The 12,155-nt window shown below is 65.0% G+C and carries 10 protein-coding genes and 2 pseudogenes; 5 read left to right on the top strand and 7 right to left on the bottom strand.

The window, feature by feature from the left end:
• Window positions 1–97 precede the first annotated feature (97 nt).
• Together FOY91_RS00305 and FOY91_RS00310 are read right to left on the bottom strand one after the other, a co-directional pair.
• Window positions 98–1,273, bottom strand: coding sequence for a zinc-dependent alcohol dehydrogenase (locus FOY91_RS00305; protein ID WP_116732693.1), 1,176 nt, complete (start codon window positions 1,271–1,273; stop codon window positions 98–100).
• A 99-nt stretch (window positions 1,274–1,372) separates the two neighbouring features.
• Window positions 1,373–1,609 (bottom strand): diguanylate cyclase, encoded by a 237-nt coding sequence (locus FOY91_RS00310; RefSeq protein WP_238995150.1) that lies wholly within the window; start codon window positions 1,607–1,609, stop codon window positions 1,373–1,375.
• Window positions 1,610–1,946: 337 nt separating this feature from the next.
• On the opposite strand from FOY91_RS00310, the gene FOY91_RS00315 reads away from it, so the two are divergent.
• Window positions 1,947–4,115 carry a catalase gene (locus tag FOY91_RS00315; RefSeq protein ID WP_145147050.1) on the top strand — a complete coding sequence of 723 codons (2,169 nt, stop codon included), beginning with the start codon at window positions 1,947–1,949 and terminating at the stop codon, window positions 4,113–4,115.
• 95 nt (window positions 4,116–4,210) lie between these two features.
• On the opposite strand, the gene FOY91_RS00320 is transcribed toward FOY91_RS00315, so the two are convergent.
• The 3 genes from FOY91_RS00320 to FOY91_RS00330 are packed head-to-tail and all read right to left on the bottom strand — an operon-like array spanning window position 4,211 to window position 6,473.
• Entirely contained in the window at window positions 4,211–4,807 is a 597-nt protein-coding gene (locus tag FOY91_RS00320; RefSeq protein WP_145147052.1) for a class I SAM-dependent methyltransferase, read from the bottom strand.
• Window positions 4,804–5,457, bottom strand: coding sequence for a PIG-L deacetylase family protein (locus FOY91_RS00325; protein WP_145147055.1), 654 nt, complete (start codon window positions 5,455–5,457; stop codon window positions 4,804–4,806). The genes FOY91_RS00320 and FOY91_RS00325 overlap by 4 nt, the downstream gene beginning before the upstream one ends.
• Complete coding sequence (locus FOY91_RS00330; protein ID WP_232474430.1) at window positions 5,454–6,473, bottom strand: acyl-CoA dehydrogenase family protein; 1,020 nt, start codon at window positions 6,471–6,473, stop codon at window positions 5,454–5,456. The genes FOY91_RS00325 and FOY91_RS00330 overlap by 4 nt, the downstream gene beginning before the upstream one ends.
• On the opposite strand from FOY91_RS00330, the pseudogene FOY91_RS00335 reads away from it, so the two are divergent.
• Window positions 6,421–6,534 (top strand): annotated as a pseudogene (locus FOY91_RS00335) (transposase domain-containing protein); the annotation flags it as partial. The gene FOY91_RS00330 and the pseudogene FOY91_RS00335 overlap by 53 nt on opposite strands.
• A gap of 338 nt (window positions 6,535–6,872) precedes the next feature.
• Here FOY91_RS00335 and FOY91_RS00340 read toward each other — a convergent pair.
• Window positions 6,873–7,184, bottom strand: a pseudogene (locus FOY91_RS00340) (integrase core domain-containing protein); the annotation flags it as partial.
• 344 nt (window positions 7,185–7,528) lie between these two features.
• Window positions 7,529–8,407, bottom strand: coding sequence for a site-specific DNA-methyltransferase (locus tag FOY91_RS00345; RefSeq protein WP_238995145.1), 879 nt, complete (start codon window positions 8,405–8,407; stop codon window positions 7,529–7,531).
• Between the two features lie 93 nt (window positions 8,408–8,500).
• Here FOY91_RS00345 and FOY91_RS00350 point away from each other — a divergent pair, with 93 nt between their 5' ends.
• The 3 genes from FOY91_RS00350 (at window position 8,501) to FOY91_RS00360 (ending at window position 12,025) form a co-directional block, all read left to right on the top strand.
• Window positions 8,501–9,649 carry an AAA family ATPase gene (locus FOY91_RS00350; RefSeq protein ID WP_116463050.1) on the top strand — a complete coding sequence of 383 codons (1,149 nt, stop codon included), beginning with the start codon at window positions 8,501–8,503 and terminating at the stop codon, window positions 9,647–9,649.
• 50 nt (window positions 9,650–9,699) lie between these two features.
• Window positions 9,700–10,755: a ParB/RepB/Spo0J family partition protein gene (locus FOY91_RS00355; protein WP_116463033.1), complete on the top strand. Its 1,056-nt coding sequence runs from the start codon at window positions 9,700–9,702 to the stop codon at window positions 10,753–10,755.
• A 79-nt stretch (window positions 10,756–10,834) separates the two neighbouring features.
• Window positions 10,835–12,025 carry a replication initiator protein A gene (locus FOY91_RS00360; protein WP_116463034.1) on the top strand — a complete coding sequence of 397 codons (1,191 nt, stop codon included), beginning with the start codon at window positions 10,835–10,837 and terminating at the stop codon, window positions 12,023–12,025.
• Window positions 12,026–12,155: the final 130 nt, after the last annotated feature.

Consider the following 12,155-nt stretch of genomic DNA (forward strand, 5'->3'; position numbering starts at 1 on the left):
CTTGGTCTCAAGCTGATCGACACCGCCGCTGAACATAATCCACAGCGGCGGTGGCGATCGGCATCGATAAGCGTCCTGTTCCCGGTTGTTCCGCCAATCAGCCGTGCGGCCGCATGACAACCTTGATTACACCTTCTTCCTTGTCGCGGAATTTAGCGTACATTTCTGGCGCGTCTTCAAGACTGGCCGGATGCGTGATCACGAAGCTGGGATCGATCGCGCCCGCGACGATCTTATCCAGTAGCGGCTTGGTGTAACGTTGCACGTGGGTCTGCCCAAGCTTGATCGTCAGCCCCTTGTTCATCGCTGCACCGATCGGAAGCTTGTCACCCATCCCGACGTAGACGCCGGGCACGGAGACCGTGCCGCCCTTGCGGCAGCTCATGATCGCCTGCCGCAGGACGTGGACGCGATCAGTGGCGAGCATCATGCTTGCCTTCACCTTGTCCATGACCGCGTCCGCCGCCCCGTGCGCGGCCGCCTCGCAGCCGACAGCATCGATGCAGCTGTCGGGGCCCCGGCCCTTGGTTCGCGCCTGCAGCTCGTCATAGACATCGGTTTCGGCGAAGTTAATCGTCTCAGCGCCACCGGCCTCCGCCATGGCGAGTCGCTCGGGCACCTCGTCGATCGCGATCACGCGGCCGGCGCCCATCATCAGCGCGGAGCGGATGGCGAACTGGCCGACCGGACCGCAGCCCCAGATCGCGACGGTGTCGCCATGCTCGATCTGCGCATTCTCGGCGGCCATGTAGCCGGTCGGGAAGATATCCGATAGGAAGAGGGCCTGCTCATCGGTTACGTTGTCGGGAATCTTGATCGGACCGACATCCGCCATCGGCACCCGGAGATACTCCGCCTGGCCGCCGCAGTAGCCGCCCAGCATGTGGCTGAAGCCGAACAGCCCGGCGGGCGAATGGCCCATCGCCTTGGCGGCCATCTCGGCGTTCGGATTGGTCCGATCGCAGGCCGCAAACAGACCCTTCTTGCAGAACCAGCAATCGCCGCAGCTGATCGTGAACGGCACCACCACCCGGTCCCCGATCTTGAGGTTGGTGACCTCGGACCCGAGCGCCACGACCTCGCCCATGTTCTCGTGGCCGAGGATGTCGCCGGCCTCCATGGTGGGCTGGTAGCCATCCAGCAGGTGAAGGTCCGACCCGCAGATCGCGCAGGCGGTTACTTTGATGATCGCATCGCGCGGGTGCTTGATCTCGGGATCCGCGACGGTGTCGACGCGGACATCGCCTTTACCGTGCCAGCATAGTGCGCGCATGTCGTTTCCTCATCTGAGTGCATGTCCCTGTCGTCAGGGCCATTTCTATGACGCTCAACGCCTTGAGCCGCGGCACGGGTCCCCGTCCGTTTAAATCGTTCACATCAACGAGCGGCCGTAAAACGGCCGTACGGCCAGCGGGTCGAACGCGGACGGCATGCCCGGCTTTAAAGCCAGACAGATGATGAAGTGGGTCGCCCAAGCCGTGCAGCCGGCCGACACGATGCTGACAGGACCCCAGGGGCGGCGAGTCTTACGTCCGGAGCGTACGGCATGGGCGGCCAGGGCGAACGACGCATAGATTCCGCAGAGGCAAACCAGGCCGGCGAGCAGCACCAACCACGGATCATGGTCGTGCCGGACGCGGTCGAAAACCTGTACGACCTGGGAGTACATCATGCTCGGCTAACGGCAAGGCTTCAAGACATCCCCAACCGGTTCATATCGGCTTTCCCTGGCTGTGATCCAGGACCGAGGAAGCCGCAGTCGGGTTCTGCGCAGCCATGAACACTTACGTTGCCGAGCCCGCGCCTGTCGTCCGAACCGGCTACCATGCTCGACTGACATAACTTGATTTCGCTCCTCCGGGTTGGTTCCCAGTCGCTACAAAGATTTATGCCTCGCACCGCCGTGGCGCTGGTGGCATTAAGGGCGTGATCGGAGGATTACGTCCATGGCACGCAAGAGCATCAAAAGCGACGCGGTGAAACTCAAGGGCGAGACGGCCAAGAAGGCACCGCCGCTGCCGGCGGGTGCCGACCAGCCGACGAATTATGCCGAGCAGCAGGGCCATGGCGGCGAAACCCGCCAGACGACTTCGGACGCGGCACTTACCATGACCACGCAGCAGGGCATCCCGATCGCGGACGCCCAGAACAGTCTGAAGGCGGGTCTGCGGGGCCCCACGCTGCTCGAGGACTTCATCCTCCGCGAAAAGATCTTCCATTTCGATCACGAGCGCATCCCGGAGCGCGTCGTCCACGCACGCGGCTATGGCGCGCACGGCGTGTTCGAGCTGACCGACAGTCTGGCCGACTACACCCGCGCCGACGTGCTGAGCACGGTCGGGCAGCAGACGGAGGTGTTCGTCCGCTTCTCAACGGTAGCGGGCAACAAGGGCTCGCGCGATCTGGCGCGCGACGTGCGCGGCTTCGCCGTCAAGATGTACACGAAGCAGGGCAACTGGGACATCGTCGGCAACAACATCCCGGTGTTCTTCATCCAGGATGCCATCAAGTTCCCCGATCTGGTCCATGCGGCCAAGCAGGAGCCCGACCGGGCGTTCCCCCAGGCGCAAACCGCACACGACAATTTCTGGGATTTCGCCAGCCTCACCCCGGAAGCCTGGCACATGATCATGTGGATCATGTCCGATCGCACGATCCCCCGCTCCTTCCGGACGATGGAGGGCTTCGGCGTCCATAGCTTCCGCCTGGTGAACGCGGAAGGCAGGTCGACCTTCGTCAAGTTCCACTGGAAGCCGCGCCAGGGGCTCCAGTCGGTGCTGTGGAACGAGGCGGTCAAGATCAGCGGCGCCGATCCCGACTATCATCGCCGCGATCTTTGGGAGGCGATCGAGAGCGGTGACTTCCCGCAATGGGATCTCGGCGTCCAGCTGTTCGATCAGGAAACCGCCGACAAGCTTCCCTTCGACCATCTCGACTCGACCAAGCTCATCCCCGAGGAGGACGTGCCGGTCCGCATCGTCGGTACGCTCACGCTCAATCGCAACGTCGACAACTTCTTCGCCGAAACCGAGCAGGTCGCCTACTGCACGCAGAACATCGTGCCGGGCATCGACTTCAGTGACGACCCGCTGCTGCACGGCCGCAACTTCTCCTATCTCGATACCCAGCTGAAGCGGCTCGGCAGCCCGAACTTCACCCACCTGCCGATCAATGCCCCGCGCTGTCCGGTGATGAACTTCCAGCAGGACGGCCACATGGCGATGCGCAATCCGAAGGGGCGCGTGAACTATGAGCCGAACAGCTGGGGCGCGGAAGGCGGTCCGCGCGAGAACCCGAAGATCGGCTTCACCAGCTTCCCCGCCGAGGTTCAGGGGACCAAGCAGCGGATTCGGTCCGAAACCTTTGCCGATCATTACAGCCAGGCACGGCAGTTCTATCTCAGCCAGCAGCCAATCGAGCAGAAGCACATCGGCGACGCGCTGGTGTTCGAGCTGTCGAAGGTAGATCGTGTCGACATCCGGGCCCGGGCGGTCAGTCACCTGCGCAACATCGACGAGGATCTCGCCGCTACCGTTGCGGACGGGCTCGGCCTCGACCTGCCGGACGCCGCCAAGGCGGCCAAGCCGACGCTAGACCTGCCGACATCGTCGGCGCTCTCGATCGTCGCCAACGGCCCGGCGAATTTCGCCGGGCGAAAGATGGGCCTGCTGCTGACCGATGGGTCGAGCGCCGAGCTGTTCAATGCGCTGACCAAGGCGCTGGAAGCCGAAGGCGCGGTCTGGGAGGTGGTCGCACCGAAGATCGGCGGGGTCACGCTCGACGACGGCACCAAGGTCGCGGCCAAGCAGAAGATCGATGGCGGACCTTCGGTCCTGTTCGATGCCGTCGCGGTGCTCCCGTCCGAGGAGGGGGCTGCGATGCTCGCCAAGGATGCGGCCTCCAAGGACTTCGTGGCGGACGCGTTCGGCCACTGCAAGTTCATCGGCTACACCGATGCAGCCGCCACGTTGTTCGACGCTTCTCGGGTGCCGGAGCTTGACGATGGCTTCGTAGCCCTAAGCAAGAGCAAGGACGTCAAGGCGTTCGTCACGACCTGTCGTGACCTCAGGTTCTGGGCTCGGGAGATGAAGGTCGATCTCGACGCGGCGGCCTGACGACCCTGGCGGGAGCGGCAGGTGGACGTCCTGCCGCTCCACTTAACGGCAAGCCTCATATCGCACGGACGTGGGACGTGCTGCCTCGCTCGCGTTCAACGGGATCGGGTCATACCATCGGCGCGGGCCGCGGTAACGACCCAGCGGCCGGTGCGGCGCGCGGTGCGAACCGTCCAACAACGCCCGGTCTCTGCGAGGAACCGGGCGTGGATCCCTGCCGCATGCTGGACGAAATCGTAGAAATCAATCCTGTGGTGCGCGAGCACGATGATGCCGCCTGGGCGCAGGCGAGCGGCCATCTCACGCGCAACCCGGGCCATCTCTCGCGCTGAGAGGTAATACAAGATCTCGGCGATCACGATCACGTCATAGACGAGACCTGGCGGTCGACCGGGGAGCACGAGCAGCGATGCGCACGCACGAGGCCAGGCGGCGACGGCGCGTGCCGTCAGGTCGACCCCCTCCCTCGTGCCCTCGGTCGCATCGAGGCGCAACGCCATCCTCGCGATCGCGGCACTGTTGGATCCGTTGCCGCTGGCCAGCTCCAGCACCCGTCCGACCGGTCGGTGACCTATCGCGTGCAGGATCGCGGCACGCTTCACCGCCTCGTCACGGGCGGTGAGGGTGCGCCAGGGATCGTCGTCGCCGGCGAACTTGGCGGCGAACCCGGCAAGATCGATCGGGCTCGTCACTTCGAACCCGGCCGGTAGCGCTCGACCGGACGAGCAAAGGCCGCAAGCTCGTGTCTCGCGATCGTGAAGCCTGCTGGGTCATCGGAAACGGCGCCGAGCTGCGTCCGGTAGACGCGGATCAGGGACCGTTTCACCGAAACTCCCCCGGGCACAGCGATGCGCCATGCCGGTCCGGACCTGTCCGGGCGAGGCGGCCACACGCGGTAGGTCAGCCGACCGGCGCCACCCGGGCATCGGGCGACGGCCGCTGCTACGGCGCGGTGATCGGGATGGTCGTCATCGCAGGCCGGTCCGACGATGAGATCGAGATCCCGGCATCGTGCGACCTGGCGGCGCAGCGCGCGATAACAGCGTCCCGGGATCGAGGGCAACTGGCCATCGGGCAAATTGAGGAACGAGACGTCGCCAGCAACGATGCCGAGACGACGTAGCGCATGAAGGCTCTCACGCTGGCGCGCCGCGACCAGTCGCGCTCTCGGCCATTGTCGGCTGCCCCGGTGAGACGCGGCACCATCGGTCACGACCGCAACCCGGACCCGAGCTCCATGGCGGCGAAGCCGCGCAATGAGGCCTGCCGCGCCGATGACCTCGTCATCCGGGTGCGGGGCGATCACCAGCGCGACACGTACGTTTCGCAGCGGGATCCTCACAGAATGGGGTCGAGGATGTGCTCGGCGACAGCCTGGCCGACGCGAAAGCGATGCGCGTCGGGCGCAGGCTGGCGCAGGTACACCATGAGATCGGCGATCTTTGCCGCCAGCGGATGCGACAGGAACAATCCCGGCAGCCCCACCGCCTCCTGCGCGATCGTGAGGGCGCGCTCGGCAGAGCCGGCGATCGATAGCCGCGCAGCGGACACCCGGGCGAGGCGTTCCGCATCCGTCCCGCTGAACCAGGCGCCCGCCGTGTCGCGGATGCTCGCCGCTGCACCCTGGGCAAGCAGGAACAGGTCGGCGAGGCGCGATGCCTGGAACGGATCGGAAGCGCGCTCGTGGGTGGTCAGGTGGTCACGCACTGCATCGAGCAGGCCGGCGATGCCGCCGGCATGAACCGCGGCGAAGCGCAGCGCGCCTCCGCTGAAGAACGGCTCCCGCGCATAGCTGCCGGACTCGCCGATACGGCTGTCTTCACCGATCACAGAGCCGGACCAGCGCACCAGATGTGTCTCCGAGCGCTGCATGCCGATCGTCTGCCACCACTCCCGATCGATGGCAGGCGGATCGGCCTCGAGGTCGAGCAGGAGCAGCTGCGGTCCGCGTTCGCTATTCGCGGTTACCAGCGCGTGAGTCAGTATCCCCGCCCCCGATGCATAGCCCTTGCCGCCGGTCAGCCGTCCGCCGGTAAGCACCAGCGGCTCACCCGGCAGGCCCGCATTCCAAACACCCAACGTCGCTCCCGCAGCGATGCGCGCCCGCAACGCAGCGACTTGGGACGACGTGCCGTATCGAAACACGATCTGCACCGCATCGACATGCCCCTCAAGCAGGCGCCCGATGGGGAGATCCCGGCGTCCCGCAGCGTAAAGAGGGCGGAGCAGGTCCAGATATGCCTTGGGCGTCGTCGGATCGCCGGCGGGATCGGTCGCCCACCCCGCCGCGACGATCCCATGACGCAGGCTCAACGGCGTCGACCCCGAGGCCTGGCTGGCCGACACCATCAGACGCATCGCAGACCATCCGGCCCGCCGGGTCGCTGAACTGCTGCCGTGGAACTACCGGCCCGCTTGATGTGACGCCGTCACCGGACGCTTACGGCTTAGATAGAGGCAGACCAGGTGTGGCAGACTGCGTCGATCGGGACGGTAATCTCCACGAGGCATCAGCTAGAGCATGGGAACGGCACCTATTCGATGAACGAACCGAGCCTGCATCGAACACAGTTGCGTCCGTAACGCCATCATCCATCGCCACGGGCTCCAGACATTTTTCGAGTAATGAGTACACCTCTCTAGAGGCGTGACTCGCTTAACCATCGCCAGCTGCTGGAGCTCACGGCAACATTCCGCCTGCCGAAGCGGTAGATGGATATCACGCTACCCCAGACAATATTGACCTGCTCCCCCTTTTCAGGCCGCTGATAACTTAGCTTCGGTGTCCATATGCCCCTGGCGGGGGCGGTTCGTAAACTCGGCGGGTGCCAACCCGCCAAGGCTGCTGTGCGGACGCACGGTGTTGTAGTCCGTCCGCCATGCCTCGATGATCCGTCTCGCCGCAGCCAGCGATGGGAACAGGTGCTCGTTCAGGCACTCGTCGCGCAAGCGACCGTTGAACGATTCTACAAAGCCGTTCTGCTGCGGCTTGCCGGGCGCGATATAATGCCACTCGACGCCGGTATCCTGACACCAGGCGAGCACGGCATGACTGGTCAGTTCGGTGCCGTAGCACATTGGGAAGCGCTGGTTTGGGAGCCGCTATGGCCCTGATGAAGACAAGGCCGCGTAGCGGCCGCAGGCTTCATCAGGGCCTTGGCGGCTCCCGTTCCGACGCTTCCCGATGTGCTATGGGCCGGAGTTCATCTCGAAGACGCTGCTCGCCGCGCACAGCATCGCCGTCGCGCGCGATGCGTGGATCGGGCGCGACTATCCGCCGGTGCTGTGGCTGGTGCCGACCACGACGATCCGCCGGCAGACCGTGGATGCGCTGAACAACCCGCGCCATCCCTATCGCCAGGCACTGGCCGCAGTCTTCGGCGAGCCGGTGCGGGTGTTCGACATCGCCGATTTCACCCGGCTGACCACCGCCGACCTGTCGCGCCACCTGTGCGTGTTCGTCGCCACCATCCAGACTTTGCGCGTGGAGAATACGGAAGGGCGCAAGGTCTATCCGCATCAAGCTCCCAAAATCGCTCTTCGGACACACGCCAGTAGTTACCACCCGGGGGACCTTCGATGACCCGGCCGGACGGACCCACGATCCGGTACTTGCCCTTGCTGTAGAAATTGCGTGCAGATAGGTCGCTTGTTTTCCAGGGGCCTCGCGGATCATCGTCCAAGTTCCTATACGCCCTATCCTGCTTTTCTGACCGGGGCATAAGGTTCGGCAGCCATACGCCGCTACTCCGCGCGTAGACTAAGATATAGTCGTGATCCTCCGAGAAGTGGCGAGCTGTTGACTTAGGTGAGTAGTTCTTGCGCCAGATCATAGTAGACAGAAAAGAGGCGCGCCCGAACACCTCGTCCATGATGACTTTCAGGTAGTGCCTCTCATTGTCGTCGATCGACACCCAAATGCTGCCGTCCTCGCTCAGCAGCTCGCGCAGCAGCTCCAGCCGCGGCCAGATCATCGCCAGCCATTGGCTGTGCTCCAGATTGTCGTCGTAATGCTCGAACGCGCTGCGGGTATTGTATGGCGGATCGATATAGATGCACTTCACTTGCCCGCGATAATAGGGCAGCAGGCTCTTGAGCGCCTCCAGATTGTCTCCGTGGATCAGCATGTTGCCGCTGCCGGGCGCACCCGCGGAAAGCGCCGCGTCGCGCTCCAGCAGGCGGTACGGTACGGCATCGGCCGCCTTCACGTCGCGGTCGCGTGTCAGCCAGTGCAGGATCAGCATTGTTTCCCCTTCAGCCGCTTTCTTGCCGTCCTGAATGAAATCTGGCAAGGTCGCGCGTGAAAAGGTTCAAGGGGCTTTGTCTTGACGCAGGATGGTGCAGTGCTGACGCAGATCGGCGACCTAGCCGATGCCGGCGAGCGGATGATCGAGCGCCTCCGACGCAAGGCGTTTCTGCCCGAGAGCCGCAAGGGCCTCAATGTGCGCTTCGGCATCGCCGAGGCGGCGCAGTTGCTCGGCTGCTCCACCAACCGCATCCGCATGGCGGAGGATGACGGGCGGCTCCCCCCTGCCCCGGCTTCCGAAAGCGGACGCCGGCTGGGCTACACGGTCGAGGAGATGCTGCGGATGCGCGAGGTGCTGGGCGCCTCCCCTGCCCGCGCGCCGCTCGACGTGCCGGCGATCATCGCGGTGCAGAACTTCAAGGGCGGCGTCGGCAAGTCGACCGTTACCACGCACCTCGCGCACTATTTCGCGGTGCAGGGCTATCGCGTGCTGGTGGTCGATTGCGACAGCCAGGCGACGACGACGACGCTGTTCGGCTTCAACCCGCACTTCAACATCAAGCGCGACGAGACGCTCTACCCCTATCTCTCGATCGACCCGACCCAGGCGGACCTGCTCTACGCGGTGAAGCGGACGCCATGGCCGAACGTGGACCTGATCCCGTCCAACCTCGAGCTGTTCGACGTGGAGTATGAGCTCGCCGCGGCGGGCAGCGACGGCGGATCGGTACTGGCGGCACGCTTCCGTAAGCTGAAGCGCGGTTTGTCGGATCTCGCGCGCGACTATGACATCGTTCTGCTCGACCCGCCCCCTGCCCTCGGCACGATCAGCCTGGCAGTGATGCAGGCGGCAAACGCTCTGCTGGTGCCGCTGGCGGCGACGACGCCGGATTTCTGCTCGACCGTGCAGTTCCTGTCGATGATGGATCAGGTGCTGCACCAGCTGACCGGGGCCGGCATCGAGGTCGATTACCAATTTGTCCGGCTGATCTGCTCCAAGTTCGACGGCAACGATCCCAGCCACGCCATGGTGCGCGCGATCATGGAGCAGAGCTTCGGCCCTGCCCTCCTTCCCGTTCCGATCCTGGAGTCGGCCGAGATCAGCCACGCGGCGATGCGAATGATGACCGTGTATGAGCTGGAAAAGCCGATCGGCACGCCCAAGACGCACAAGCGCAGCCGCGCCAATCTGGACGAGGCGCTTAGGCAGGTGGAGCAGCTGGTCCGCCAGGGCTGGGGGCGGGTCGAACCGGCTAGCGAGGAGGCGGTTATTCATGCCGCGGCCTAACCTTTCCTATTGCACAATGTTCTGCTTACGTTCTGCGAGGGAGGTGCGGCATGGCGCGTAAGCAATCGGACTATCTGGCGGCGCTGCTCGCGGACGACACGGCCGAGCGAGGCGAGGCCCCCTCCCCTGCACCAGCGCGCGAGGCTCAACCGGAGCGCCCACGGGCCACTACGCTGCTCGGTCGCGAGTCTGCGCTTGCGCGCGTGGCGAGCGGCGAGGTGCGGCAGGTCACGCAACTCCTTCTCGATCCTGCCCGCGTGCGCATCTGGCCCGGCAACGCTCGCACGTACGCGCACCTCTCAGAGGAGAATTGCCGCGAGCTGATCGACTCGATCGTCGCCGAGGGCGGGCAGAAGGTGCCCGCGGTGGTACGGCGCGTCGACGGCGATGCCGATTATGAGTTCGAAGTGATCGCCGGCACGCGGCGGCACTGGTCGATCAGCTGGCTGCGCTCGCACAGTTATCCTGACATGCAGTTCGTGGCACAGGTCGCCAGCCTCGACGACGAGGCCGCGTTCCGGCTCGCGGATCTCGAGAACCGCGCGCGCGCCGACGTGTCCGACCTAGAGCGGGCGCGCAATTACCTCGACGCGCTGAAGGCACACTACGGCAACCACCAGACGCGGATGGCCGAGCGGCTGAAGCTCTCAAAGGGCTGGCTGTCCAAGATGCTCAAGGTCGCAACGATCCCCGAGGTGGTGATCTCAGCTTTCGCGTCCCCGGGCGACGTGCAGCTGAAGCCGGCCTATTCGCTCGCCCAGGCGCTCGACGACAAGAATACGGGCAAGGCGATCACCGCCATGGCGCGGCAGGTCGCCAAGGAACAGGCGGCGCGGCGCGAAGCGGGTGACCTTCCCTACCCTGCCGCGGACGTGCTGCGGCGGCTGCTCGACGCGCCGAAGCCCATGGCGGGCGAGGAGAAGCCAGAGCCGTACCGCTACGCCACCAAGTACGGTCGCACGGCCTTGACGGTGCAATCGGCCAACCGGCAGGGCGTGACGATCCGCTTGCACGCGGGATCGGGCGCCGACACGGACGAGCTTGTGACCGCCTTGCGCGACGCGCTCGCCCACCTCGAGGCAACCGGGAAGGGACTCCAGCGCTGATGTTTCCCCGGGGAAACACGCAGGGGCAGAGCATCGGTTTTGTAAACCGCTGGTCGATGTTTCCCCGGGGAAACATCGCGTGACGCGCGCGCGCCGCGAGGCGGTTTCCGAACAGTTCGAGCTGTTCCTACCCTATCTCGCCGACCTGCCCTTGCGTGACCAGCGCGAGATGATGGAGCGGCCATTCTTCAGCCTAGCCAAGTCGAAGCGGGTGAAGCCGATTGACTACCGATCGCCGGACGGCAAGCTGTGGGTCCACGTCTCGGCCAATCCTGATTACGGCATGGCGACGATCTGGGACGCGGACATCCTGATCTACTGCGCCTCGATGCTCGCCGACATGGCGCGCCGCGGCGTCAACGACGTGCCGCGCAAGCTCCACCTGATGCCCTACGACCTGCTGCGCGCGATCGGGCGGCAGCCGACCGGGCGCGCCTACGAGCTGCTCGGCCAGGCACTCGACCGGCTCGTGTCGACCACGGTCAAGACCAACATTCGCGCAGAGAACCGCCGTGAGGCGACGTTCAGCTGGCTCGATGGCTGGACGCAGCTGGTCGACGAGAAGACCGAGCGCTCGCGCGGTATGACCATCGAGCTATCGAACTGGTTCTGGGAGGGCGTGATGATGACCGGCGGCGTGCTGTCGATCGACCGCGCCTATTTCGACATCACCGGCGGGCGCGAGCGCTGGCTGTACAAGGTCGCGCGCAAACACGCGGGCGGCGCCGGCGAGACTGGCTTTGCCATCTCCATGCCGACGCTGTTCGAGAAGTCGGGCGCCGAGGGGCAGTACCGCCGCTTCAAGTTCGAGATCGCCAAGATCGCCGAGCGCGACGAGCTGCCCGGCTATGCGCTGTTGATTGAGCAGCCAGAGGGCAAGCGCGAGCCCGCGCTGCGCATGCGTCGGAGAAGCGAGGGCGAAACGAAGGCACTGCTGTCAGCCAAAACGACGAAAGCAGGCAAGGCATCCTCCCCCGCACCGCAGCCCGATGCCGTTGCGGAGCCTGCGGCCGAACCCGGCGTCGATGCCGCAGCGCTGATCCGCCGCAGCGTGAAAAGCCTTTCCACCCGCTCGACCTTCGGCGAGATCACCGACGCCACGCTGGCAACGCTGCGCGCCGAATGCCCGGGCTGGGACTATCAAACACTCCACGCAGACTTCCGCACCTGGATCGAAGCGGACGCAGGCCGAACCCCGGTGAGCTACCAGAACGCCTTCATCGGCTATGTCCGGCGCTTTGATGCAAAGAACCGACATACGCTGCGGTAACGAGGTCACCTCCGAGTCATGGCTACCGAGTGGGACGGCGTCGGCAAGCGCGGAGTTCTGCGTCCGAACATCGAGCAGCAACGCGATATTTGGCAAACGCGGCACGGAGCTACAACTGAACGACGGTTGT

Source organism: Alterirhizorhabdus solaris, from assembly GCF_007785815.1.
GTDB classification, from domain to species: Bacteria; Pseudomonadota; Alphaproteobacteria; order Sphingomonadales; family Sphingomonadaceae; genus Alterirhizorhabdus; species Alterirhizorhabdus solaris.

Coding starts and splice junctions, on each gene's coding strand:
- FOY91_RS00305 (WP_116732693.1), bottom strand. CDS start 1,273: ATGCGCGCACTATGCTGGCACGGTAAAGGCGATGTCCGCGTCGACACC.
- FOY91_RS00315 (WP_145147050.1), top strand. CDS start 1,947: ATGGCACGCAAGAGCATCAAAAGCGACGCGGTGAAACTCAAGGGCGAG.
- FOY91_RS00330 (WP_232474430.1), bottom strand. CDS start 6,473: ATGCGTCTGATGGTGTCGGCCAGCCAGGCCTCGGGGTCGACGCCGTTG.
- FOY91_RS00350 (WP_116463050.1), top strand. CDS start 8,501: ATGATCGAGCGCCTCCGACGCAAGGCGTTTCTGCCCGAGAGCCGCAAG.
- FOY91_RS00355 (WP_116463033.1), top strand. CDS start 9,700: ATGGCGCGTAAGCAATCGGACTATCTGGCGGCGCTGCTCGCGGACGAC.